Genomic DNA, 24,586 nt, shown 5'->3' on the forward strand with positions numbered 1-24,586 from the left:
AGAGTTGAGAGATGAATGATGGCGAACGCATTTTAGGGGCCGGGAAACCGGCCCCTTTTTCCAGGAGAGAATACTTGAGAAAATACTTGGGCAGATATTTGATGATATTTGATAAAAATGAGGATAAAAATGCTTAATGGGGTAAAAATGTGGTACGGCTTGCGTTTTCTCTAAAAATATGCTAAACTATCCCCTGCAATAAGGTCGCAGATTCCCGGCGCCTATCAGCATTTCAGGGACGATCTGCAATCACAGACCGGTGTGTTCGAGACCTTCCACACCTAAAACAAAACTTCAAACACTACTTATTTATAGCGGTTTATCATGCGCCATGGGGTACTGGGAATCAGTATTTCCGTGGCGTTTCTTGTTGTCTTTGGTTAGGGGGATTTATCATTGTGTGGGTACAGAGTGGGTAAAATAAGTATATAAGAGTTTATAAAAAAATTATAAAATTAATAAAAAATTTATCTGCAGGAGGGGAATTAAGAGAAAATTGCACTACATGCAAATATGGATATATTTGTGCATATATGAGAATGAAAATACTTATATTGACATGAATTATTAAATTTCTATGAAAATATCATCATTTTTCGAGAATGTGTGTTTGCTATAATATTCCTGTAAGCCAATTACATTTGATTAAACCATCTTAAATGAACGAAAGGAGCCAACACAATGAGAGCAAGAGCAATGAACACAGTAGCAGGAGAAAGCCGCCTTATGGACACGGAGGAATTAAGGGCCTACACTAACCTGGGGCGCAACAATGCAATGAAGCTGGGGGAGGAGATCGGCGCAAAGGTAAAAATAGGAAAGCGTGTTCTGTGGGACAAGGTTAAGATTGATCAGTACATTAATGACCTTACGAGGGTATAAGCCTTGGATAAAAGAAACAGTACAGGGCTGAAAGAAGAGTATCAGGACCATACACCAGTTCAGGGAGCGGCGGCAACCGTGGAACCTGTAAATAAGAAGGGATTACGGCTGATCGTTGCGGACGTACTCCCCAGGGGAAAAGAAAATGCTGTAAGCGCAGAGGCGCTATGTAGCCGTTTAGGGCTTGAGACAGTCCGGGAACTGCAAAAGGAGATTGCCAGGGAGAGGGCAGCCGGGGCCGTGATCATCTTCGCCTGTCAGGAGGACGGCGGTTATTTCCTGCCGGGGAACGTCCGGGAGGTTAGAGCATTTATAAAAACATTAGAGAGCCGGGGTAAGAATACGTTAATGGCTTTAAAGTCAGCCAGGGAGCTGCTACGGCAGTGGGGCACCTCTGCCGAAATGGAGATAGACGAATGGAAGGAAACATGAAGCAGTGGGCGTTACACTATGCAGGAATGGGAATGGCGGTATTTCCTATTAAGCCCAGGAGCAAACAGCCGCTTACAGATCATGGGCTGAAGGATGCCTCTAAGGATCCGGCGCAGATTGAAAGCTGGTGGAGCCGCTGGCCTACGGCAAACATTGGAATAGCCACAGGAGCCGTTTCGGGTGGGCTTGTGGTGATTGATCTGGATGTGGATAAGGATAAGGGAATAGATGGCCGTGTAACGCTTCGGGAGTGGGAAGCAGAGCATGAGAAACTACCGAACAGCACGTGGCTGGCGATAACTGGCCGCGGTGGATACCACTATTTTTACCATGATACATCCACTGTCAGGAATCGCACGGGGATTTATGAGGGAATAGATATAAGAGGGGATGGCGGTTATGTTGTGGCGCCTCCTAGCATACACCCAAACGGGAATACTTATGAATGGGAACAGGACCCCATGTTGTATCCACTGGCAGAGGCGAGCGGAGCGGTATTTGATTTTCTTGTAGGTCCTGTAATGAAGGATCCGGAGACAATCCCTTTTGAAATACCGGAGCAGATACCGGACGGACAACGGACAACGACAATGGTCAAACTGGTATGCAGCCAACAGGCAAAAGGGCTTTCAGATGATGCTATCATGGCGGCTGTGAGGGCCGAGAACGAGGCCAAATGTGTGCCGCCTCTTACGGATCAGGAATTGAAGAAAGAGGTATTCCCTGCGCTTACACGCTATCAAAAGGGAACGGCCCCGTATACAGCTACTTACGATCATAAGACACGGAGTTTCCAGCCGATCATCAAGAAGGGGCTCGTGAATCTGGTATCTATGGATACCGTTGAAGAAAAGGAACCGGAATGGCTGGTGACAGACTACATACCCAGAGGACAGATAACAGTCCTGGCCGGGGATGGCGGTTCAGGCAAAACCACGGTTTGGTGTTCTATTGCTGCGGCGGTGAGCAGTGGCGGGCAGTGCTTCCTTAATCAGGATAACCCCTTCGCAAAGAATTGTGTACCGGGGCGGGTAATGTTCTTTTCCTCTGAGGATTCAGCAGAGTATACCTTAAAGGGGGGGGCTGCGGAGATCTGGGGCAAAACTGGAAAATGTTTTATCTTTGGATTTAGCAGATGAACGGTTCCCGGAGATTAAGTTTAATGCCCCCTTGTTGGAGGATTTAATAAAGGAGCATAGGCCGGAACTGGTTATATTTGACCCTTTACAGAGTTATGTGCCGCCTGATATCCAGATGGGGCAGAGGAATGCCATGAGGGCGTGTTTAAACCCTTTGATTGGCCTAGGAGAGAAGTACGGGACAACCTTTATTATTATTGTCCATACCAATAAGCAGGCAGGGTTATGGGGACGTAAACGCATAGCAGACAGCGCTGATATATGGGACATTGCCAGAAGCGTTCTGATTGCCGGGGAGGCCAATGACGGCCTACGCTACATATCCCAGGAGAAAAGCAATTACGGCCCACTGGCTCAGACAGTCCTTTTTCGTCTGGATTCCGGGAAGGTGGAGTTTGAGGGTTATACGGATAAGAAGGACAAAGACTATGTGACGGCAGCGGCGGCCACGTATCAGGCCCCGGCACGTGAGGATGCCAAAGCTTTCATACTGGACTATCTGAAGGATGGGGAGAAGGAAACGGCGGATTTGGATGGTATGATGAAGGCTATGGGGATTTCTAAGGGGACGCTGGAGAGGGCCAAGGCAGAGTTGAAAAAAGATGGGCAGATAGTCTATTTCAGCAGAGGTTTTAAACCTAAGGTCCATTACTGTAAGCTGACCAATCCTATACCCAGTGGAACCGTGCGTGAGTAGGGTAAAAAATATAGTATTTATAAGGGTTTTACCGTACTCCTGCACCTTGCGTGAGTACGGGAGTACGCCATTCCGTACTCCTGCACCTGCGTGAGTACGGGCAGGCCGCATAAAATAAGGGTTTTTGCCGTACTCACGCACGAAGCCTGTGGGTATATGAGAATGGCAGAGTAAAGAGAGGAGAGGCACATGATATTGACCAAATTATTTGAATCAATAGGGATACCGATTTTAACCAGAAACTTAATGGTAGATTACTGCGACAACCGGGGGAATCACTTCCATAAGCCAATGCAGACCATCACGCCGCCGGAATGCATGGAGGATGATATGGAGATAGTCACCAGGATACGGACAGAGGTAAGGCAGCAAGGCTTTACTGTCTGTGGGATATCGGAAGTCCTGGGGGATTTTGAAATGGACGAACTGGAGAACATCTTCAACGGCAGCGATTATGGTAAGTATCCTATGAGAGCATTATACATAGACGTAGAAATGGCAAAGAAAGAGGCCCATCCATAGGCTGATGAATGTGACTATTCCCAGAGCGTGAAGTTTCTGATCTATTAGGTAAACGGGTCCTTCCAGAGACAAGACCCCGATACGGGTCGCCGAGCGCATAGGGTTGCTAGTTTTGGGCGAAAAAAAATGGACGTTTCGTTTCGCTGAATAGGAGGAAAAAAATGGAAGAAAAGGCAGAAAGACGCTATGCCGCAATAGGCAGAGACTTATAATTCCCAACCTGGTTACCATAAAGGAACGCGGTTACAAAACAAACATAAATGCCGCTCTCCTCAGATCAACGAATGTTGGGAATTGTCAAGGCTAACAAACGCTAACATTTGCTAACAATGCTAAGATTTGCTAAGATTTCAAAACGAAACGAATGTTTACAAAACAACACAATTACCAGGGAAAACAAGGGAGTTTCCGTTGTAGTACTCCGCTGCCTTATAGTGTACCCCATTGGTAACGCTATATTATAAGGTGTGCGCTGGATACACAGCTTTCCATGCGAACGTTCGGAACAATAATAGCGTGCGCTCGGTATAGTATCGCACGCATTCAAGTATGTGGCTTGAACGATAAAAGTATGGGAAGAGGACATAAAAGGTCAGGACGTGGCCTGTAGAGCCTGTGAGAGGCAGGGCAGAAGGATACAGTCAGGATGGAGCTGGCAACCATTTGGTTGTGACCGTGGAGCCGGGGAACAGGTTTGTAATTTGGCGGCTGATTTTTCAGCTGTGAACATGGGAAAAAGAGGCAGAGGACAAAGAAAAAGCAGCAGTCCCGGTATGGTTCTGCTGCAATGGTTTACATTCCGAACAGGTCAGAATGTGTACCGGTTCTGTGTAAATGTAGTTCGGTATCGGTTTGCTGATAAATCAATAACCAATCTGGTTGCAAGTGACATTCCCGATAACCAGAGTAATTACCAGACAAATTATGCTCTTTATTTTTGGGCGGTAAGGGAGCTGGAATCCTCAAAGTATCAACTGCCTTTTGGAATAGGGATGCATCAAGGCCGCGTTTCATGCAGGTTCTAAAGTCCTTTTTGAATTTGGTGGAATACCGTACATCCAGCATAGTCAGTCCTCCATCAATTCCTTGATAAGCGCCTCAGTGCTTCCGGTAAAAATATGACCGCCGCCATTCTCCAGCTCTGCAAAAGCCTCTAGTGTTTCCGCATTGGGTGTTTCATCTGGTATGGCGGCTCCTTGAAGGTATGGAATGATGAAAACAAGCTTTCCTTCTGGTATTTGGTCTATCAGATTTTTGGCTAAGTCTCTATTGCTCATGGTTTATACTCCTTCCTGAGATTATATTATGGTTCCATCTGGAAAAATAAATTCTGCCCGGTATAATGCGCCCAAAGAGTTTGCTATATTTTCTAGTTCTTCTTTTGTTAATGTGTTGCGTTTGACTTTTTGATTAAGATTTGATGGGGTAGTACCAATTTTACGAGCCAATTCCGCTTGACTTATACCTTTGTAAGATAAAGCCATATTAATTTTTTGTTCAATGGTCATAGAAACACCTCCTAAAGATAGTATACATTATTTGCTGTATATAATCAAGCAATAAATCAAGAATGTAAAGTAATGAATTAATAAAATGCTTGACAGCATTTAGCGATTGCTGTATAATGTAATTATCAAAGGAAAACAAAAGCAGCCGGGGCAGACAATTCCCCACAAACCTATCAATCGTACCTGTGAGCCAAAAGCAATAGACACGCAAGACTGATAGGGGCTGTACGGAAAGGAGATCACAATATGTCAGAGAGAACATTACTTAAGAAAGTCAGCGAACTTAAGGCACTGGAGGCCCAGAAGAAAGCCATTGAAAAGCAAATGGAAGTCCTGCAGGAGGATATCAAGAAGGAGTTACAGGCCAGGGACCAGGAGGAAACAGAGGTAGGGGACTGGATGGTCAGGTTTAAGGCGGTTATCAGTAACAAGTTTAATGCTAAGGCATTTGCAGCAGATCATCCTAAGCTTTACCAGAAATACATGGGCAAGTCCCAGGCCATGAGATTCACCGTAAACGCACAGGGCTGATAAAGCAAAGCATCCGGCAGAAGGGAGTAACGGTAATTACATAGATCCTCTGACGGGGTTACACACCAGGAAAGGAGATTATCATTAAATGGAGCCTTACAAAGAAAACGTGATTGAGTGGATACGGGACGAGAGCCAAGCATCCCTCACGCTCACCCAAGGGAGGTTTAAATCCCGTATTGAAAAGTTGGCGGCAGAGCGGCCGGGGGAATGTGAACTTTTGGCCAGGAATAAGGATGGCAGTATATTTGCTCATGTTCCTATCAGTTGGGTAAAGATTGGCCCACCACGGGAGGTTTCGGAAGAACAGCGGAGACAGGCAAAAGAACGGATGGAGGCTATGCGCGCTGATGGTCTGTTATCAAAGTCCAGTACAGGCGAAAACAGATAGTTTCCATTTAAACTGCTTAAGGTGCAGAAATGCCCACCTGGAGCAGAGAAACGCAATAGAGCATTTAAAAACCCCATGTGTCGGCAAACACACAGGGCTGAAAAAACAATACCCGACCACACACCAATGCAGTAGGGATATTCTGATTATAGCACAGAATTATCCCTTTGCAATCAAAAAGTAGAAGATTATAACTAATGCAGCGGATGGCGTTCTTGAAATGACCACGAGGAATGCAGCAACTACATCCCCGGAGGGGCAGAGAGTAAAGGGAAAATTCCCCGGACACCTACGCCATATTTATCCACATAAAAGGTTAGAAATGAGAATTCAGAAAGAAGGGATATTATGATTAGATTATTAAAGGAAATATATGGTCTGGTTTATGGGGAACTTACACAGACCGCAGCGGCGCTGGAGCCATTACATAGAGAGATCGAGCGGATCAAAAATCCCCTGAGGGATCGGGAGGGCTTTGAGGAGATACAGGAAATCTGCCTGGAGATAAGCTGTTGTAGTCAGGAGTACGGATTTATCAGCGGCTTTAAATACGGGGTTGCTTTCATGGTGGAGTGTATGGAGTGGCCGGGACAGGAATAGCGCCCCGGCTACGGATAGAAAGGGTGTGAGCACATGGCAGTGGATAAGAATGGAAAGCCTCTGCCGCCGGGAATCCGGCAGAGGGCCAATGGGAAGTATGAGGGCCGGGTAAAGGTGGATTATCAAAGTTATTCCGTTTATGGGGATACCATTACCGAAGTAAAGAAGAAAATGACAGAGCTGCGGTATAAGCTGGAGCATGGAGAGTTTATTGCTAGTTCAAAGATTACAGTTGAGGAGTGGTTCAAGACCTGAATGGAACAGTATAAGGAGAATCAGGTTAAGGCCGGAACGATTATTTCATATACGGATTATTTCAATATATACATAAAGGAAAGCTTGGGCAAAAAGAAACTGGTGGATATCAGGGGGGGGGGGCATATACAGAAACTATATAACGGTCTGGTAAAGAAGGGAATGGCACTTTCAAGCATTAAGGTAGTATCAGCAATCCTTAACGGGTGCTTTAAACAGGCAATGAAGAATGGGTTGATAGAACGTAATCCGGTCCCCATGGCAACCTTGCCAAAAGGGAGTCCAAAGAAACAGCGCCGGGTATTCACGAAAGAGGAACAGGATATTTTCATGGAGTATGCCAAAGGCAGCTATTTATATAACCTGTTTGCCCTGGCAATCAGGACAGGATTAAGAGGCGGTGAAATACGGGGATTGAAGCTGTCAGACGTGGATAAGGCAGCCAACTTATTACACATACAGAGGACACTTAAATATGCGTCAGGTCAGGGATTTTTTGAGGATGTACCCAAAACAGCCACATCCAGGAGAGATATTCCTCTTACTAAGGATATGGTCATGATTATAGACAGGCAGAAAACGGTTTACGGTGAAAAGGTGTTGCGGATGGACGGATATATATTTCACCTACCAGACGGCACACCAATAAGCAGGGAACGGCTGCAAAATGAGATTGACAGGATCGTTAAGCGGATCAATGCAGATGGCACAGCGTTTGAGCGGTTCACTCCCCACTGTTTTCGTCATACATTCGCAACAAGGGCCATAGAGAATGGAATGAAACCACAGACGTTAAAGACTATCCTGGGACATTCCACCTTGTCAATGACCATGGATCTATATTCCCATGTACTGCCCACAACCAGAGCGGAGGAAATGGAATTGATAGCAAATGCATTTTAAAGGAACGAAAACGGCCCTTTTCCTATACAAAAATTTCATTGTGGGTAAATTGTGGGTACGGCTTGCATTTTCCCTCTTAATATGCTAAACTATCCCCTGCAATAAGGTCGCAGATTCCCGGCGCCTATCAGCATTTCAGGGACGATCTGCAATCACAGACCGGTGTGTTCGAGACCTTCCACACCTAAAACAAAACTAAAGGAGACAACAGAATATGAGAGAAAACAACACCAAGCTGTACATGCTGGTCCAGGGGGCCATGATTGCAGCCATCTATGTGGTGCTCACTATGGTGTTCGCGCCCATCAGCTTTGGCCCGGTCCAGTTCAGGATCGCGGAGGCATTGTGCATACTGCCGTTCTTTACGCCGGCTGCCGTGCCGGGACTGTTTGTGGGGTGCCTGCTTTCCAACCTGCTCTGCGGCGCCATGCCGCTGGACGTGGTATTCGGAAGCCTGGCCACACTCATTGGAGCAGCAGGATCATGGTATGTGAGGAGGCACAGGTGGTTTGTGTGTATTCCGCCTATTTTGGCCAATACCATTATCATTCCATGGGTTCTCAGGTATGCCTATGGTTCAGAGGACCTGATCCTTGTGGCAATGGGAACGGTTGGGATCGGCGAGATCCTTGCAATCGGAGTCCTTGGCAATGCCCTGCTCATCACCCTGGTCAGGTATAAAGACCTGGTTTTTAGACATAGGACAGCATAAATGCTGCCTGCGCACCATATATTTTAATAAAGTCCATAATGGAGAATTGCCGTGGAACCGGTAATTCTCCATTTTTCTTATAGCATTTCAGCTTTTTTTTGATATAATAAGGAAGAGATATTTTTGTGCAGACAGCGCTTAAGACAGCCGGGAAGGCACAGGGAAGGACAATTTATTATGTATCAGATAGATTTTAGCAAACCAGAACATGTTCATTTTATAGGAATCGGAGGCATCAGCATGAGCGGCCTGGCCGAGATCCTTCTGGAAGAAGGGTTTACGGTCACTGGCTCTGATTCCCATGAGACAGAGCTTACAGACCGCCTTACGGATAGAGGGGCAAGGGTGTATTACGGCCAGAGGGCTGCCAATATTGAGAAGGAGCCGGGGATTGATGTGGTGGTGTATACGGCGGCCATCCATGAGGATAATCCTGAGTTCATGGCGGTAAAGGAAAAGGGGATTCCCATGCTTTCCAGGGCTGAACTCCTGGGGGAGATGATGCGCAACTATAAGCAGGCGGTGGCTGTGTCCGGAACCCATGGAAAGACCACCACCACATCCATGATCACGGATATACTGCTGGCAGGCGACATGGATCCCACCATTTCCGTGGGTGGTATCCTTCAGGATATCGGAGGCAATATCCGGGTGGGCGGGCCGGAGCTTTTTGTGACAGAGGCGTGTGAGTATACCAACAGTTTCCTGTCCTTTTTCCCAACCATGGAGGTCATACTGAATATTGAGGAAGACCACCTGGACTTCTTTAAGGATATCCAGGACATACGCCATTCCTTCCGGCTCTTTGCTGAGAAGCTGCCGGCTGCCGGACTTCTGGTGGTGAACAGCGGTATTGAGGCGGTGGATGAGATAACAAAGGGCTTAAAGTGCCGGGTGGTGACTTTTGGAAAGGACGCTGCCAGCACCTATACGGCACAGAATATATCCTATGACGAATACGCAAGGCCATCCTATGACCTGGTGGTGCAGGGAGAGATCGTTAATCGCATTACACTGGGAGTGACCGGTGAACACAATGTATATAATTCCCTTGCAGCCATTGCCGTTGCCATGGAACTGGGAGTGGGATTTGATGCGGTTATGTCCGGCCTTAAAAAGTTTACGGGCACGGACAGAAGGTTTGAGAAAAAAGGTGAGGTGGGCGGAGTCACCATCATTGATGACTATGCACATCATCCTCAGGAGATCAGGGCCACGCTGTCGGCTGCGAAGAATTATCCCCACAAAAGGCTGTGGTGTGTGTTCCAGCCCCACACCTATACCAGGACAAAGGCATTTTTAGACCAGTTTGCAGATACCCTTTCCTCAGCGGATGTGGTGATCCTGGCGGATATCTATGCTGCCAGGGAGACGGATACCCTGGGAGTGAGCTCCAGGGATATCGCGGACCGGATCAAAAAGCTGGGCACAGAGGTCCATTATATCCCGTCTTTTGATGAGATAGAAACATTTATTTTGGAAAATTGTATGAACGGTGATTTGTTGATAACTATGGGAGCCGGAGACATTGTAAAAGTAGGGGAAAAGCTGTTAGGGCAGTAGTTATCCACATTATCCACATAGTTTTCAACATTTTATGTAAAGAAGCTATGTGGATTCTTTGATTAACATAAAAAAATGTCAATCAATTCCGAATTTCCAGGATTTATACGGAAAAAAGGGGATTTGGACATGCCTGAGAACAATTATGTCCACTATCTATCCACATTATCCACAATGTCCACAAGTCGGATTGTGTAAAAGTGCGCCTATTTTCTTTTGTAAGTGGATGTGTTATTATATGAATATGCCGCCTGATTGGCATTGTCACTGTATTTGACAGGCTTTTTTCCATGGAGCCCGGTATCGGCGGGCAGGGGGAATGAGCCGGACAGCAGTAAGGAGTGGTGAACATGGGTGGGAATTTGAAGGACAGATGGAGCGTGCCGTCCACGGCGGTGGCTCATGAGTTTATTGATGAATATATGGCGGCTGCCAACGGGGAATATGTGAAGGTATATCTCTATGTGCTGCGCCATCAGGATGAAGAGATTACCATAGAACAGATAGCTGACGCCCTTAACCATACGGAATCGGATGTGCGGAGGGCGCTTTCATACTGGGAAAAGCAGGGCGTGATCACGGCTGCCATGGAAGGGCGGCAGGGGGATTGCCCGGAGTGCCGGGAAGTGCCCCGCTCCAGCGGACAGACTGCCGGTGACCGCGGTTTAAAGGATGGATCTTTAAGGGAAGCTCCTTTAAGGAACCAGGGGGCAAGGGAATATGCTGTAAGGGAACAGGGGATCTATGATCCTGTGGGCCGTGAGCAACATGGCCGGGGACAGGGCTGCACTGATCAGAATCCCCCGGGACAAAACAGCATGGCACAGAGCAGCATGGCACAAAACAGCGCGGCACAGAGCGGTATGAAACAGAACTCCGTGGGACAGAATGACGCGGGACAAAACTCCGCTGGACAGAATGCCATGGGGCAGAATCCCACAGGGCAGAACCTTATGGGACGGAATGCCATGGCGCAGAACCCTGCGGGACAGGCCTCAGGCGAACCTACAATTGAGGTCCGGGAAGCCGGGGACACGCCTGTGTATTCAGCGGAACAGGTAAACCGCCTTTCCCAGGACGAGGAATTTTCCCAGCTTCTCTACATTGCCCAGAAGTATATGAATAAGGTCTTTACACCAAGGGACTGCCAGGTGTTCGCTTACCTGTATGAGGATCTGGGGATGGGAAGCGAATTGCTGGAGTACCTGGTGGAATACTGTGTACAGAATGGCCATACCTCAGTGCGTTACATTGAGGCAGTGGCCAGGAACTGGCATGAAAAGGGGATCCGCACGGCCCAGGAGGCCAAGGATTATTCATCCGCCTATAATAAGGATTCCTTTGCCGTGATGAAGGCATTTGGAATCAACAGCAGAAAGCCGGCCGCGCCGGAGCAGAAACTAATGGATAAATGGTTCAGGGATTACGGCTTTACCAGGGAGGTCGTGCTGGAGGCCTGTGACAGGACCATCACGGCGATCCACAACCCCAGCTTCCAGTATGCGGATAAGATCCTTACGGACTGGAAGAAGTCCGGAGTCCGCGTTCTGGGGGATATCAGGGAACTGGACCACAAACGCATGGCGGACAAGGAGCAGAATGCCCAGGCCAGGGACAAGCGCCTCCAGAAATATGACACAGGCGTAAGCACCCAGGGCAGCCGTCCCAGAAAAGGAGCTCCCAACCAGTTCCATAATTTTGAACAGAGGGACACGGACTACGATGCCCTGATGTTAAAGCAGGTAAAGGAATGGGTAGGCCAGCAGCAATAGTAAGGAGAACAGACAATGGCACTTAGCAATTCCCAGTATGACGCAATCATGAGGGCATATGGAAGACAGCAGATCGAGAACCACCACCAGCTGGAGGAACGCCGCCGGGAGATTTACAGGAAGCTGCCTGTGATCAGGGAACTGGAGGCGGAGATCGCCGGCCGCTCCGTGGCCTGCGCCAGGAAGCTGCTGGAGGGGGAGACGGGCGTTCTTGACAAGCTGAGGGAGGATCTTCAGGATCTGCGGGAACAGAAAGCCCTGATCATTAAGGCGGCAGGTTATCCGGACAACTATCTGGAGCTACAGTACCGCTGCCCTGACTGCCGGGACACGGGCCTGGTGGACGGAAAGAAATGCCACTGTTTCCTCAAGGCCCAGATGAAGCTGCTCCATGACCAGTCCAATCTGGAGGATGTTCTGGAACGGGAGAATTTTTCAGCCCTGTCCTTTGCATACTATGATGACAAGGAGATACTTCCTCAGATCGGCATGACCAATGCCGCCTACATGAGACGGGTGGTGAAGGAATGCCGGGATTTTGTAAAGGAGTTTGATAAGCAGCACGAGAACCTTCTGTTTACAGGAAGCACCGGGGTGGGGAAGACATTTCTCACCAACTGTATTGCCAGGGAACTGATGGACACGTACCATTCCGTTGTTTACCTTACCGCCAGTGACCTGTTTGAGGTTTTTTCCAGGAATAAGTTTGACTATGAGAATGCAGAGGATATGAGGGATATGTACCGCTTTATCCTGGACTGTGACCTGCTGATCATCGATGACCTGGGTACGGAGCTGAACAACAGCTTTACCTCGTCCCAGCTGTTCTACTGCATCAATGAGCGGATGAACATGAAGCGCTCCACGATTATTTCCACCAATCTGTCTCCGGCCCGTTTAAGGGATTCCTACACGGACAGGGTGACATCCAGGATCATGAGCGGGTACAGGATGATCCCGCTGTACGGTGGGGATATCAGACTGTTAAAAAAATAACCGCAAAACATGGTAATTCCTAAGGGATATGCCCTTGACGAACCATGGAGAATGATGGTATAAAAGTATATGCCGGTCCGGCAAAGAGGCCGCCGGCTAAAACAGGAGGATTAAAACCATGTTATATGAGGAAAAGATCATTGAGACTATCCCGGTAGGACCGCTGGGTCTGATTCCGCTGAAAAGCTGTACGGAACTGGGGGACAAGGTAAATGCTTATCTGGTAGACTGGAGACGGGAGCGGGAGAGCGAGCACAAATCTACGATTGCATTTTCAGGATATCAAAGGGATTCCTATATTATAAATGCGATTACGCCCAGGTTTGGCTCTGGCGAAGGCAAGGGGCTTGTACTTGAGTCCATCCGTGGGGATGACCTGTATATCATGGTTGACATATGTAATTACAGTCTCACCTATTCCCTTTTTGGAATGACCAACCATATGTCTCCCGATGACCATTTTCAGGATTTAAAGCGTGTGATCGCGGCCGCTGCGGGCAAGGCCCACAGGATCAATGTGATCATGCCTTTCTTATATGAGAGCAGACAGCACAAGCGCTCCGGCAGGGAGTCCCTGGACTGTGCCCTGGCCCTTAAGGAACTGGTAAACATGGGAGTGGAGAACATCATTACCTTTGACGCCCATGACCCACGTGTCCAGAACGCCATTCCTCTCAGGGGATTTGAGACGGTTCAGCCGATTTATCAGTTCTTAAAATACCTTCTGAAAAATGAGACCGATCTTCAAATCGACAGCGACCACATGATGGTCATCAGCCCGGATGAGGGCGGTACGGGCCGTGCCGTGTACTTTGCCAACATGCTGGGACTGGATATGGGTATGTTCTATAAGCGCCGTGACTACACAAGGATCGTCAATGGCCGTAATCCAATCGTGGCCCATGAGTTCCTGGGAGCCAGCGTGGAGAACAAGGATGTGCTGATCATTGACGATATGATCTCATCAGGGGAAAGCGTGCTGGATGTTGCAAAGGAACTGAAGCGCAGAAAAGCCAGAAAGGTATTTGTATGCGCTACCTTTGGTCTATTTACCGGCGGGCTTACCAAGTTTGACGAGTACTATGAAAAGGGTATCATAGACAGGATCCTGACCACCAACCTGGTTTACCAGACTCCTGACCTGCTTGAAAGACCGTATTACATTGACGTTGATATGAGCAAGTACATTGCCCTTATCATTGACAACCTGAATCATGATGCTTCATTAAGCGATCTGCTCACACCTACCAAGAGGATCAACAAGCTGCTGGCACAGTACCGCAGTTAGGTCTTTAGCGTAGGTACGGTGGACGACACAGCACAGTATGTGTCTGAACCCTGCTGTTCGCAAATGATCCAAAGGCCGTTTTCCGGTAATGAGGGCTGTAAGGTCCCGGGAAGCGGTCTTTCTTTTTCGGGAGCGTACATTGTGTTCGATCGAAGTTTCCCCGGCACCCATCTTTGCGGCTGATTTCCCGCCGGCCGCACACAAATTGATTTAACGTACACACCGTGTACGGCTCACAAATTTATGTACAACCGACAAAAACCCATCTCTCAAATCTGAGTGCCAGGAGATTTTTGGCGAACACCATTATCAAGGGGAGGATATCTTTTATGGAAGACAGGCAGTTTCGCAACCGGATCTACTGGATCACATTTCTGTTCAGTATCCTTGTCATATGGGTGCATTCGTTTAATGCAGAGTTATACCTGGGAGCCACAGAGGCCGCTGCCCGTGCGGGCCGTCTGGAACGTATTCTGGGCGAAGACCTGGGACAGATCGCAGTGCCCGGCTTTTTCATGGTGTCTTCCTATCTGTTCTACCGCAATTTTCAGTGGTCCCTTCTGGCCGCCAAATGGAGATCCCGCATTCAAAGCATCCTAATTCCCTATCTGCTTTGGAATTTTTTGTATTATGCAGGGTATGTGGCAGTCACCCATATACCGGCAATACACGGCCTCATAGGAAAATCTCCCATTCCCTTTAACCTGCCCAACCTTCTGGATGCCCTTATAAACTACGCTTATAATCCCGTATTCTGGTACTTGTACCAGCTCCTTATCCTCATTGCCCTGGCCCCTGTTATCTATCCTGTTTTCAGACGGACTCTGACCGGGGGAGCGGCCCTGCTCCTGATCGCCTTTGCCCTGTGGAAAGGCTGGGATTTTCCGCACCTGAACATGGATGCCCTGTTCTATTTCTGCATTGCCGCCTATATAAGCCTTCACCGCACTGCATGGGGGGCAGGGGCTGAAGCACGCCCGGCACACGCCGGAAAGCTGTTTGCCCTCCTGGGCTCTGCCTTGCTTTTGCTCATTTTTTTGTCCCTTCCGGGAAGCCTTCTGCATGGCAGGGCTCTTGCGATTGTCCTGTACCGGGTATGGGGCGTTGCCGCTGTCTGGTCCGCCCTGGCGGTTCTCCCCCTTCCCCTGGCCGGGGAGTGGATGAAGCATAATTTTTTCCTCTATGCCATCCACTTTGCCTGGGTCCGCCTTTTTAACAAGGCAGGAGCCCTGATCCTGCCTCCTCACCCGGCCTCCGCGCTGGCTGCCTACTTTTTCATGCCCCTTATGATGGTAGCCATCAATACCCTGCTGGTAAAAGTCCTGACCCGCTTTTCACCCGGACTATACCGCATTCTTTCCGGCAACCGCTAAGGCGAGAGCCAAAAGGGACGGCGGATGCAGACAGGCAGAGGAACCCTGCTGCCTTCCTGCTGCCAAACCTTCCTGCTGCCAAACCTTCCTGTTGCCAAACCTTCCTTTCTATGCTATCCTAAAACTACTTCCGCAGGCATCTACCTGCGACAGCTTTGGTCTGCGCCGCGGCGCGGTCTGTTGGGTGCATGCACAGGCACCTGTGAAGGGGCGCTTCGCCCGGTACTCACAAGGAAAGAGCAGCGTGGAAAGGGGGAATCCCGGGAAAATAGTGGTTGACATTTTCATTGAATTATACTATGATTGTAACTGTTAGAGAACATTTGTTCGCATTGGAGGATATGATGGCCAGAGAAGAGAAAAGTAATATAATCAACAGAGATATGAATAAAGAAGAGAAGTTAAAGGCCCTTGATGCGGCCCTGACACAGATAGAGAAAGCATATGGCAAGGGATCCGTGATGAAGCTGGGGGATTCCAGGGCTAATATGAATATCGAGACAGTTCCCACCGGCTCCATCAGCCTGGACATTGCCCTGGGCTTGGGCGGTGTTCCCAAGGGAAGGATCATAGAGGTTTACGGACCGGAGTCCTCCGGTAAGACCACGGTTGCGCTGCACATGGTGGCGGAGGTTCAGAAGAGGGGAGGTATTGCCGGCTTTATCGATGCGGAGCATGCCCTGGATCCCGTGTACGCAAGGAATATCGGCGTGGATATTGATAACCTGTACATATCCCAGCCTGATAACGGAGAGCAGGCCCTGGAGATCACTGAGACCATGGTGCGTTCCGGTGCCGTTGATATTGTGATCGTGGACTCCGTGGCTGCCCTGGTTCCCAAGGCGGAGATCGATGGAGAGATGGGTGATTCCCATGTTGGCCTCCAGGCAAGACTGATGTCCCAGGCCCTCCGTAAGCTGACTGCTGTTATCAGCAAATCCAACTGTATTGTTATTTTCATCAACCAGCTCCGTGAGAAGGTAGGGGTTATGTTTGGCAACCCGGAGACCACCACTGGCGGACGTGCCCTGAAGTTTTACTCATCCGTGCGTCTGGATGTGCGCAGGATCGAAACCTTAAAGCAGGGCGGGGAAGTGACCGGCAACCGTGTCCGGGTAAAGGTGGTTAAGAATAAGATCGCGCCTCCGTTTAAGGAAGCTGAATTTGATATCATGTTTGGCAAGGGCATTTCCAAGGAAGGAGATATCCTGGACCTGGCAGTTAAGGAGAATATCATAGAGAAGAGCGGTGCCTGGTTTGCCTACGGCGGTGCCAAGATCGGACAGGGCCGTGAGAATTCCAAGCAGTACCTGGCGGATAACCCGGCCATGATGGCTGAGGTGGAGGCAAAGGTAAGGGCCAGATATGAGCTGCCGGGAGCCGAAGAAGCCATGGAGGCGGCTGAGAATGCAGCGGCCAAGACCTTGAAGACCAAGGCACCGGAGGGAGCTAAGACCGAAGATGCTCCCGGGCTGGTATGATGGTCACATCCATCACCCCTGTAGATAAGAAAAAGAGCAAAGTCTTCCTTGAGGAAGGCTTTGCCTTTGTTTTATACAGAGGTGAGGTGGAACGGTTTGGCATAGAAGAGGGAAAGGAACTGGAGGAAGCGGTTTACCGCAGGATCCTGGATGAGGTGTTATTAGGGCGGGCTAAGGAGCGCGCCCTATATCTGCTTAAATCATCAGGCAAGACAGAATCCTGGATGAAAAAAAAGCTTTCCGATTGCGGATACCCCGAAGATGCGGTGGATTATGCCATGAATTTCCTGAAGGAGTATGGTTTTATTAATGACAGGGACTATGCAGACAGCTATATCCGATCCTATGGTGAGAAGAAGAGCCGCAGGCAGCTGGTCTATGATCTGCAGCAAAAAGGAGTGTGCCAGGAGTATATTGAGGAGGCTTTTTCACAATCCAAAGTGGATGATGAGGAAAGCGCCAGACAGCTTTTGTGCAAGCGTTTGAGGGGGAAAAGAGAGATTTCATATGAGGAAAAGGGCCGATTATCTGCCTATTTAGGCAGAAAAGGGTATTCTTATGAGATAATCAACCGAGTTATGCGGGAATTAACGGACCATATGGACCAGAATTGGCAGGACTGAAAATTTGTCTATATTGACTGTATTAACGGGAAAATAGAGGGAAGATACTTGACATAATTCTGAAAAAAGTATAAAATTAATACGTTGTAGTTAGTACAATGAAAATTAAATAAGGAGGTGCTCCTGTGTCAGAGATAATGGTCCCTATGATGATTATCGCTATGATAATTGTGGCTATTATTACTTGGTTTGCAGCACGTAACTATGAGCGTAAGCAGTACGACAGCAAAGTAGGAAGTGCAGAAGAGAAATCAAGGGAAATAATAGATGAAGCATTAAAAACCGCAGAGACAAAGAAGCGAGAAGCTCTCCTGGAAGCCAAGGAAGAATCTTTAAAGACGAAAAATGAATTAGAGAAGGAAACCAAGGAAAGAAGAGCGGAACTTCAACGTTATGAAAAACGTGTATTAAGCAAAGAAGAAAACGTTGAGAAAAAGGCAGATGCCCTGGAAAAGAAGGAGGCTGACCTGGTCAGAAGGGAAAATGTTCTCAGTAAGCGCACAGCTGAAGTGGAAGCCCAGTATGAGCAGGGGATACAGGAACTGGAACGGATATCCGGTCTAACCTCCGAACAAGCAAAAGAATATCTTTTAAAATCTGTTGAAGAAGATGTAAAACATGACACTGCTAAATTAATTAAGGAACTTGAAAACAAGGCAAGAGAAGAAGCTGACAAGAAGGCCAGGGATCTGGTGGTGACAGCCATACAGCGCTGTGCTGCGGATCATGTGGCCGAGACAACAGTTTCTGTTGTACAGCTTCCCAATGACGAGATGAAAGGACGCATCATCGGACGTGAGGGCCGCAATATCCGTACTTTGGAGACCCTGACTGGTGTGGAATTGATTATCGACGATACCCCGGAGGCAGTTGTGTTATCCGGATTTGATCCAATACGTAGAGAAGTTGCAAGAATTGCATTGGAGCGTTTGATTGTGGACGGACGTATTCATCCGGCCAGAATTGAGGAAATGGTAGAGAAGGCACAGAAAGAAGTGGAGAACAACATGAGGGAAGAAGGCGAAGCCGCCTGTCTTGAGGTTGGTATCCATGGAATTCACCCCGAACTGGTTAAGTTACTTGGTAAGATGAAGTTCAGGACAAGCTATGGACAGAATGCCCTTAAGCATTCCATTGAAGTGTCCCAGCTGTCAGGACTTCTGGCATCGGAACTTGGAGTGGATGTACGTTTAGCAAAACGTGCCGGTTTATTACATGACATCGGTAAATCCGTTGACCATGATATGGAAGGTACACATGTACAGCTGGGAGCAGATCTTTGTAAGAAGTACAAAGAGTCCGCAACCGTGCTGAACGCAGTGGAATCCCATCATGGCGATGTTGAACCCACCAACCTCATCTCCTGCATTGTTCAGGCAGCTGATACCATATCTGCTGCTAGACCTGGTGCAAGACGTGAGACATTGGAGACATATACAAACAGATTAAAACAATTAGAAGATATCACCAACTCCTTTAAGGGAGTGGACAAGTCTTTTGCTATTCAGGCAGGCCGTGAGGTTCGTATCATGGTTGTTCCGGAGCAGATCAGCGATGACGATATGATATTGCTGGCAAGAGATGTTTCGAAGCGAATTGAGGACGAGCTTGAGTATCCGGGACAGATTAAAGTCAATGTAATACGTGAGAGCCGGGTTACCGACTACGCGAAGTAGTGAATTAGAAAACAAAGATAATGCCCTAAAACCGTAAGAATATAAGATTCTGAGGTTTTAGGGCATTTTTTATATGGGTATTATACCGCCGCGCTTTAGGAGACCGGTTCCCCTCCCTGGGGATTTCCGATCACAAGGGTTCCGTTTGCGATCTCCTCCAGCCGTTTCCTGTCCACGATCACATAACAGTTTCTGGCTTTTTCCAGGACGCCCATGGCGCAGAAGCATTTTAACATCCGCAGCAAGTGGCGGTAGCTGGTGTTAAGGATATCCGCGCAGTTGGTCAGCTGAAATGTAAAGATCTGGTTGACGGAATAGGTAAGGACAAAACGGGAGAGCCGTACCTCCAGCGGTTCCGACAAGGTCTGGGACAGTTCGTTCTCAGAGTTCAGCTTGCAGGTAAGGATCTGGCATATATTCTGCAGGAACAAAAGATCGTTTAACAGAATCTGGCGGTGTTTGGTCAGGTTGATGCCGATACAGGTGCACCGGGTCAGGGCTTTGACGCTGCGGCAGGGCGCCATCTGCCACAGGGAGGCGGCTTCGCCGATAATGGTAAACTGACGGCAGTAGCTGATGCAGGTACTCTTGTCATTGGTGGAGCAGGAGGAGATGATGACCTCTCCGCTTACAAGGAAACACAGGTAGTCGGCGGGATATCCGGCCTGCACAAGATAATCATTTTTATCAAACAGGAGCAGTTCTGAGATGGTAAAAATATCAGCGGACATATAGTTTTCAAGATGGTTGTCCCGGATATAAGAATGCAGTTTTTCTTCATCATACTCCCGTCTCATGTCAGTCCTCCCTCTGCCGCCTGATGGCCTTTCCTCTCCCATTATAGTCAAGGTTTCGGTCTGCCGCAAGAGCGGGAGGCGGTTTTTTGGAAAATTGGCGTAAAATGTAAGTAAACATTATACAAAATGTGACATAGGTCATTTTGCAATGGGAAATCAGTCTGGTATACTTTTTATGATTCATATGCCCTCAGTGCACAACCGTGTGTTCCCCTGTGCGCTGGGAGTGGTAACAGACAAAGAAAACAGCGGTATCATCGAAAGGAGAAACAGGGACATGAAAAAGAAAGTTGTGGTCTGTACATTAGCATTGGGGTTAAGCCTGCTGGCGCTGGCCGGATGCGGCGGTAAAAAAGAGGCATCTGCCGGGGCAAAGGAGTTAAATGTTCAGTTTGTACCCACCAATAATGACGGTTCTATGGAGGCAAAGGCAAAACCCTTTGCAGAATACCTGTCTGAAAAGCTGGGATGTAAAGTAAATGTAACACTGGCCACTGATTATTCCACCATTGTGGAAGCCATGGCTTCAGGAAAGGTGGATATCGGGATCATGCCTCCGGCCGCCTATGTGCAGGCCAGGGATCAGAAAGTGGCGCAGGCGATCCTGACCTCACAGCTGGGAGCTTACAGCCATGAGACAGGCCTTCCTGAGGAGGGAAAACTCAGCGGAACCTTTAAGGGAGAGGTGCTGGTAAAGGCAGACAGTGACCTTCAGACACTGGAGGATCTAAAGGGCAAAAGAATCGCCACATTAAGCCCCAATTCGGCCAGCGGTTATATTTATCCGGTTGCGGAGATGAAGGATCTGGGAATTGACCCAACCAAGGACTGCACCCTCACCACGGTCAATGATATCCCAAGTGAGATGACCGCTGTCTTAAGCGGGCAGCAGGATGCGTGCTTTGTCTTTGAGGGCGCCAGGAACGTGTTTGCGTCCAAGTTTTCAGATCATGACCTGCTGAAGGACTTAAGGGTCCTCTACCTCACGGAAGGGGACATTCCCAATGACGCCATTGCGGTCCAGACAGATATGGAGCCGGAATTAAAGGAAAAGGTCAAGGAAGTGTTCCTGAACATGAAAGATGATGAAGCAGGCCAGGAGGCCATGTCCTTATGGAACCACAAGGGATATGAGGAAGCAAATGACTCTGTGTATGATACGGTAAAGGACTATACGGCAAAAGCAGCTGAGTAAGGTTGGATGGAAAGGGACGCGTTATGATTATATTTGAACATGTTTCCAAAATATACAGCAACGGCGTAAAGGGGCTGGACCAGGTGGACCTGTCCATTGGAGATGGCGAGCTGGTGGCGGTGATCGGCCTCAGCGGCGCTGGGAAAAGTACATTCCTGCGTTCCATCAACCGTCTGCATGATATTACGGAAGGGGATATACGTATCAACGATGTCTCGGTAACCAGGGCAGGGAAAAAGCAGCTAAGGGTCATCCGGCGTCATATCGGCATGATCTCCCAGACATTTAATCTGGTAAAGAGGAGCACGGTGCAAAAGAATGTCCTTTCAGGGCGGCTGGGATATTATCCAACCTGGAAGAGCATTCTGGGAATATTTTCCAAAGAAGATTACAGGCTGGCCAGTGAGGCACTGGAAAAGGTGGGGCTTTTAGACAAGCTCCACTCCAGGAGTGATGAGCTTTCCGGCGGGCAGCAGCAGCGTGTATCCATTGCCAGGACTCTGGTGCAGCAGGCGGATATCATCCTTGCGGATGAGCCGGTGGCATCCCTGGATCCGGTGACCACAAGAAAGATCCTGGAAGACCTGAGACAGATCAACCGGAATATGAAAAAGACAGTGATCATCAACATCCATTCCGTGGAGCTGGCAAAGGAGTTTGCAGGCAGGATCCTGGGGTTCCAGGCGGGCAGGGTTATTTTTGACGGGATCCCGGCAGAACTCACTTCAGAAGAATTGAAACGGATTTACGGAAAGGATATTGGAAGTGAAAAGGAAGGGGCTGCCGATGAAGCTTAAAGATACCATCCATTTCAACTGGTATAAGCATCTGTTCATTGTGCTTGTGATCGGCCTGTGTGTTGCGGCAAGCGCTGGGGTCACAGAGGCGGATATCCTGGATGTGTTTGGAAACCTGGAGCAGATGTCCGGCTTCCTGTCTCGCTTTCTGAAACCTGACTTTTCCTATATTCCCAAGCTGATCGGTCCCATGATCTCCACCCTCCAGATGTCGGTGGTGGGAACTGCCCTGGGGGTGGTGTTTGCAGTGCCCGTGGCATTTTTAGGCACCACCGTGGTGACGGGAAACCGTGTGGTTACATCAGCGATCCGGTTTTTCTTGGACATTATACGCACCATACCCAATTTGCTGCTGGCAGCCCTGATGGTTGCTATTGTGGGGATCGGGGAGTTTACAGGCGTTATGACCATTGCCGTGTTTACCTTTGGTCTGGTTTCCCAGCTTGTGTATGAGGCCATAGAAGCCATAGATGAGGGGCCTATTGAGGCTGCCGTGTCAGTGGGGGCCAACAAGGTGCAGGTTGCGTTCTGGTCCGTGGCACCCCAGATCATGAGCCAGGTGGCCGGGTATACCTTCTATGCCCTGGAGGTAAATGTGCGTGCCTCCGCGGTATTGGGTTATGTGGGCGCGGGAGGAATTGGGATCATCCTTAATTCATCCCTGGCCCTGCTCCAGTACGACAGGGTGTCCATCATCATTCTCCTGATCCTTGTGGTGGTGGCGGCCGTGGACGGCCTCAGTGAGGCGATCAGAAGGAGGCTGGCATGATGACGGATAAGAGAACAAGGAAACAATGGGTGATCGCAGCCGTGGTGCTGGCGGTTCTGGTCTACTCCGCTGCAGGGATCGATTATTCAGGCCTGGCGTATTTTTCACCATCCATGGCAGGGGATGTGTTCCGGGGACTGGCAAAGCCGGCCTGGGGATATATCTATGACGGAAGCGGGGAGGATCTGATCAGCCTTCTGCTTCTCACACTGGGGATCGCATGTTTGGGAACAGCCATTGCAACGATCCTGGCCCTTCCCATTACGCTTTTAAGCTCATCCAACCTGTGGCGTTCCTATCCCTGGGTGGCCAAGGCGGGGAAATTTGTCTGTAATGTGCTGCGGGCATTCCCGGAGCTGGTTTATGCCATTATTTTTGTTAAGATGGTAGGACCAGGGCCCTTTGCAGGCGTGCTGGCCATTGGCGTCCATCAGATCGGTATGCTGGGCAAATTGTATACCGAGGAAATGGAGGCCATGGAGGAGAGCCCGGTGGAGGCCATGACGGCCGTTGGCGCCGGGTTCTGGCAGACCATGTTTTTTGCAAGGATCCCACAGCTTATGCCCATATACAGCTCCCTTTCACTGAACCATTTTGAGATCGCGGTGAGAAGCGCCACCACCTTGGGACTGGTAGGAGCGGGCGGCATTGGAGCGCCTCTGGTATTTGCCATCCAGGCCAGAAACTGGGATAAGGTGAGCGTGATCCTGATCGGTGTGATCGTGGCGGTATTTGCCATTGACAGCCTGGCAGGTTACATTCGCAAAAAGCTGAAATAGGGGCTGAGACAGAAAAAGGAAAGGATATAGAAAATGTATATTTTACATCTGTCAGACATTCATTACAGGAGAGAATTTGGAAAAGGGTTCAGGAACGCCAATGGAGATGGATATCAGAACATGCTGTCCGCCATGCAGAACCCCACGGTTTTCCTGGATGAATGCCTGGACCGGGTGGCAGGGGACCGGGAGACGGTAGATCTGGTGGTTGTCACCGGCGATTTGACGGAAGATGGGAACGCAGAGGATTACAGGAGCCTGAAACACCATATCAGGGAGCGGATCGGGGATGTTCCCCTGGTGGTGACATTGGGTAACCATGATAACAAACAAAGCTTCAGGGAAGGGTGGTTAAAGGAGGGGACGGACGGAGAAAGAACTGCAGGTTCCTGTGACAGCCGGCCCTATCACCGGGTGGAGTGGGTGGATGGGACTGCTGTGATCTCCTTTGACACCTCGGCTCAGGGGGTTCCGGACGGACGGTTGGACGAGGAACGGCTCAACTGGCTCAGGACTGCCTTAAAGGAAGTGGGAAACCACCCGGCCATCCTGGTAACCCACCACCATCTGCTGTGCGAACAGGGGCAGATCCCGCCCCTGCCGGAAAGCGGCAGACTGTTGGAACTGATCGGGGACAGCGGGATCTTCCTGATCCTATGCGGCCATACCCATCACCACTACGCGGGCCTGGCCGCGGGACGTCCCTGCCACATTGCGGACAGCCTGTCCTTTTGCGGGGATAACGTGGGGGGCGGGAAGGTGCGGTTCCAGGAAAAGTACGGTTATAATAGTTACAGGATAGAAGAGGGTATGGTCAGGATGAGCAGAAGCGAGACCTTTGCAAATGGCCGTATACTGGGCACTCTGACGTTTTAAGGAAACTTCAGGGTGCAGTTTTTTTAGGA

Annotated in this window: 28 protein-coding genes; 24 read left to right on the forward strand and 4 right to left on the reverse strand. The window is 49.1% G+C overall.

Annotated features, from left to right (window positions below; genetic code table 11):
- Positions 1-681 precede the first annotated feature (681 nt).
- From CLFS41_RS14880 to CLFS41_RS14900, 5 genes are all read left to right on the forward strand, one after another.
- Positions 682-882 (forward strand): hypothetical protein, encoded by a 201-nt coding sequence (locus tag CLFS41_RS14880; RefSeq protein WP_045092727.1) that lies wholly within the window; start codon positions 682-684, stop codon positions 880-882.
- 3 nt (positions 883-885) lie between these two features.
- On the forward strand, positions 886-1,314 hold the full coding sequence (locus tag CLFS41_RS14885; protein ID WP_045092728.1) for a hypothetical protein: 429 nt from the start codon (positions 886-888) through the stop codon (positions 1,312-1,314).
- Complete coding sequence (locus CLFS41_RS31005; RefSeq protein ID WP_052665759.1) at positions 1,299-2,453, forward strand: bifunctional DNA primase/polymerase; 1,155 nt, start codon at positions 1,299-1,301, stop codon at positions 2,451-2,453. Before CLFS41_RS14885 ends, CLFS41_RS31005 begins: the two co-directional genes overlap by 16 nt.
- Positions 2,437-3,150 carry an AAA family ATPase gene (locus tag CLFS41_RS31010; RefSeq protein ID WP_045092729.1) on the forward strand — a complete coding sequence of 238 codons (714 nt, stop codon included), beginning with the start codon at positions 2,437-2,439 and terminating at the stop codon, positions 3,148-3,150. Before CLFS41_RS31005 ends, CLFS41_RS31010 begins: the two co-directional genes overlap by 17 nt.
- A 189-nt stretch (positions 3,151-3,339) precedes the next feature.
- Positions 3,340-3,672 (forward strand): hypothetical protein, encoded by a 333-nt coding sequence (locus CLFS41_RS14900; protein ID WP_045092730.1) that lies wholly within the window; start codon positions 3,340-3,342, stop codon positions 3,670-3,672.
- 792 nt (positions 3,673-4,464) lie between these two features.
- On the opposite strand, the gene CLFS41_RS14905 is transcribed toward CLFS41_RS14900, so the two are convergent.
- Genes CLFS41_RS14905 through CLFS41_RS14915 form a run of 3 tightly spaced genes read right to left on the reverse strand, consistent with a single transcriptional unit; the run spans position 4,465 to position 5,180 of the window.
- Positions 4,465-4,737 (reverse strand): type II toxin-antitoxin system YafQ family toxin, encoded by a 273-nt coding sequence (locus tag CLFS41_RS14905; RefSeq protein WP_045092731.1) that lies wholly within the window; start codon positions 4,735-4,737, stop codon positions 4,465-4,467.
- A 2-nt stretch (positions 4,738-4,739) separates the two neighbouring features.
- Complete coding sequence (locus CLFS41_RS14910) at positions 4,740-4,949, reverse strand: hypothetical protein (RefSeq protein ID WP_045092732.1); 210 nt, start codon at positions 4,947-4,949, stop codon at positions 4,740-4,742.
- A 21-nt stretch (positions 4,950-4,970) separates the two neighbouring features.
- Complete coding sequence (locus tag CLFS41_RS14915; protein WP_045092733.1) at positions 4,971-5,180, reverse strand: helix-turn-helix transcriptional regulator; 210 nt, start codon at positions 5,178-5,180, stop codon at positions 4,971-4,973.
- Positions 5,181-5,426: 246 nt separating this feature from the next.
- On the opposite strand from CLFS41_RS14915, the gene CLFS41_RS14920 reads away from it, so the two are divergent.
- The 14 genes from CLFS41_RS14920 to rny all read left to right on the forward strand — a co-directional run bounded on the left by CLFS41_RS14920 (position 5,427) and on the right by rny (position 19,344).
- On the forward strand, positions 5,427-5,711 hold the full coding sequence (locus CLFS41_RS14920; RefSeq protein ID WP_045092734.1) for a hypothetical protein: 285 nt from the start codon (positions 5,427-5,429) through the stop codon (positions 5,709-5,711).
- Between the two features lie 88 nt (positions 5,712-5,799).
- Positions 5,800-6,102, forward strand: coding sequence for a hypothetical protein (locus CLFS41_RS14925; RefSeq protein WP_045092735.1), 303 nt, complete (start codon positions 5,800-5,802; stop codon positions 6,100-6,102).
- 348 nt (positions 6,103-6,450) lie between these two features.
- A complete protein-coding gene (locus CLFS41_RS14930; protein ID WP_045092736.1) occupies positions 6,451-6,702 on the forward strand; it encodes a DUF6809 family protein in 252 nt (83 codons plus the stop codon).
- Positions 6,703-6,735: 33 nt separating this feature from the next.
- Entirely contained in the window at positions 6,736-6,957 is a 222-nt protein-coding gene (locus tag CLFS41_RS30765) for a hypothetical protein (protein ID WP_242856876.1), read from the forward strand.
- Positions 6,958-7,860, forward strand: a complete 903-nt coding sequence (locus CLFS41_RS14935) for a site-specific integrase (protein ID WP_242856878.1) — start codon at positions 6,958-6,960, stop codon at positions 7,858-7,860.
- Between the two features lie 214 nt (positions 7,861-8,074).
- A complete protein-coding gene (locus tag CLFS41_RS14940) occupies positions 8,075-8,572 on the forward strand; it encodes a QueT transporter family protein (RefSeq protein ID WP_007861423.1) in 498 nt (165 codons plus the stop codon).
- A 177-nt stretch (positions 8,573-8,749) separates the two neighbouring features.
- Positions 8,750-10,135, forward strand: coding sequence for a UDP-N-acetylmuramate--L-alanine ligase (gene murC / locus CLFS41_RS14945; RefSeq protein ID WP_045092895.1), 1,386 nt, complete (start codon positions 8,750-8,752; stop codon positions 10,133-10,135).
- Positions 10,136-10,485: 350 nt separating this feature from the next.
- Complete coding sequence (locus tag CLFS41_RS14950; RefSeq protein WP_045092737.1) at positions 10,486-11,907, forward strand: DnaD domain protein; 1,422 nt, start codon at positions 10,486-10,488, stop codon at positions 11,905-11,907.
- A 15-nt stretch (positions 11,908-11,922) separates the two neighbouring features.
- A complete protein-coding gene (locus CLFS41_RS14955; RefSeq protein WP_045092738.1) occupies positions 11,923-12,903 on the forward strand; it encodes an ATP-binding protein in 981 nt (326 codons plus the stop codon).
- 118 nt (positions 12,904-13,021) lie between these two features.
- Positions 13,022-14,191: a ribose-phosphate pyrophosphokinase gene (locus CLFS41_RS14960; protein WP_007861419.1), complete on the forward strand. Its 1,170-nt coding sequence runs from the start codon at positions 13,022-13,024 to the stop codon at positions 14,189-14,191.
- A gap of 329 nt (positions 14,192-14,520) precedes the next feature.
- On the forward strand, positions 14,521-15,564 hold the full coding sequence (locus CLFS41_RS14965) for an acyltransferase family protein (protein WP_045092739.1): 1,044 nt from the start codon (positions 14,521-14,523) through the stop codon (positions 15,562-15,564).
- Positions 15,565-15,947: 383 nt separating this feature from the next.
- Entirely contained in the window at positions 15,948-17,045 is a 1,098-nt protein-coding gene (gene recA / locus CLFS41_RS14970) for a recombinase RecA (RefSeq protein ID WP_040415863.1), read from the forward strand.
- Entirely contained in the window at positions 17,042-17,668 is a 627-nt protein-coding gene (locus CLFS41_RS14975; protein ID WP_045092740.1) for a regulatory protein RecX, read from the forward strand. The genes recA and CLFS41_RS14975 overlap by 4 nt, the downstream gene beginning before the upstream one ends.
- A 161-nt stretch (positions 17,669-17,829) precedes the next feature.
- Positions 17,830-19,344 (forward strand): ribonuclease Y, encoded by a 1,515-nt coding sequence (rny, locus tag CLFS41_RS14980; RefSeq protein WP_347468568.1) that lies wholly within the window; start codon positions 17,830-17,832, stop codon positions 19,342-19,344.
- A gap of 95 nt (positions 19,345-19,439) precedes the next feature.
- Here rny and CLFS41_RS14985 read toward each other — a convergent pair whose 3' ends face one another.
- A complete protein-coding gene (locus tag CLFS41_RS14985; RefSeq protein ID WP_007861412.1) occupies positions 19,440-20,141 on the reverse strand; it encodes a cyclic nucleotide-binding domain-containing protein in 702 nt (233 codons plus the stop codon).
- A 277-nt stretch (positions 20,142-20,418) separates the two neighbouring features.
- Here CLFS41_RS14985 and CLFS41_RS14995 point away from each other — a divergent pair, with 277 nt between their 5' ends.
- From CLFS41_RS14995 to CLFS41_RS15015, 5 genes are read left to right on the forward strand one after another with little or no spacing between them, the layout of a single operon-like run.
- A complete protein-coding gene (locus CLFS41_RS14995) occupies positions 20,419-21,336 on the forward strand; it encodes a phosphate/phosphite/phosphonate ABC transporter substrate-binding protein (protein ID WP_045092896.1) in 918 nt (305 codons plus the stop codon).
- Positions 21,337-21,359: 23 nt separating this feature from the next.
- Positions 21,360-22,133, forward strand: coding sequence for a phosphonate ABC transporter ATP-binding protein (phnC, locus tag CLFS41_RS15000; protein ID WP_045092897.1), 774 nt, complete (start codon positions 21,360-21,362; stop codon positions 22,131-22,133).
- Positions 22,123-22,902: a phosphonate ABC transporter, permease protein PhnE gene (gene phnE, locus CLFS41_RS15005; protein WP_007861407.1), complete on the forward strand. Its 780-nt coding sequence runs from the start codon at positions 22,123-22,125 to the stop codon at positions 22,900-22,902. The genes phnC and phnE (CLFS41_RS15005) overlap by 11 nt, the downstream gene beginning before the upstream one ends.
- Positions 22,899-23,681, forward strand: coding sequence for a phosphonate ABC transporter, permease protein PhnE (gene phnE, locus CLFS41_RS15010; protein ID WP_007861405.1), 783 nt, complete (start codon positions 22,899-22,901; stop codon positions 23,679-23,681). Before phnE (CLFS41_RS15005) ends, phnE (CLFS41_RS15010) begins: the two co-directional genes overlap by 4 nt.
- Before the next feature lie 33 nt (positions 23,682-23,714).
- A complete protein-coding gene (locus CLFS41_RS15015; RefSeq protein ID WP_045092741.1) occupies positions 23,715-24,557 on the forward strand; it encodes a metallophosphoesterase in 843 nt (280 codons plus the stop codon).
- Positions 24,558-24,586: the final 29 nt, after the last annotated feature.

The sequence above is a fragment of the Clostridium sp. FS41 genome (genome assembly GCF_000954015.1).
GTDB lineage: Bacteria > Bacillota > Clostridia > Lachnospirales > Lachnospiraceae > Enterocloster > Enterocloster citroniae.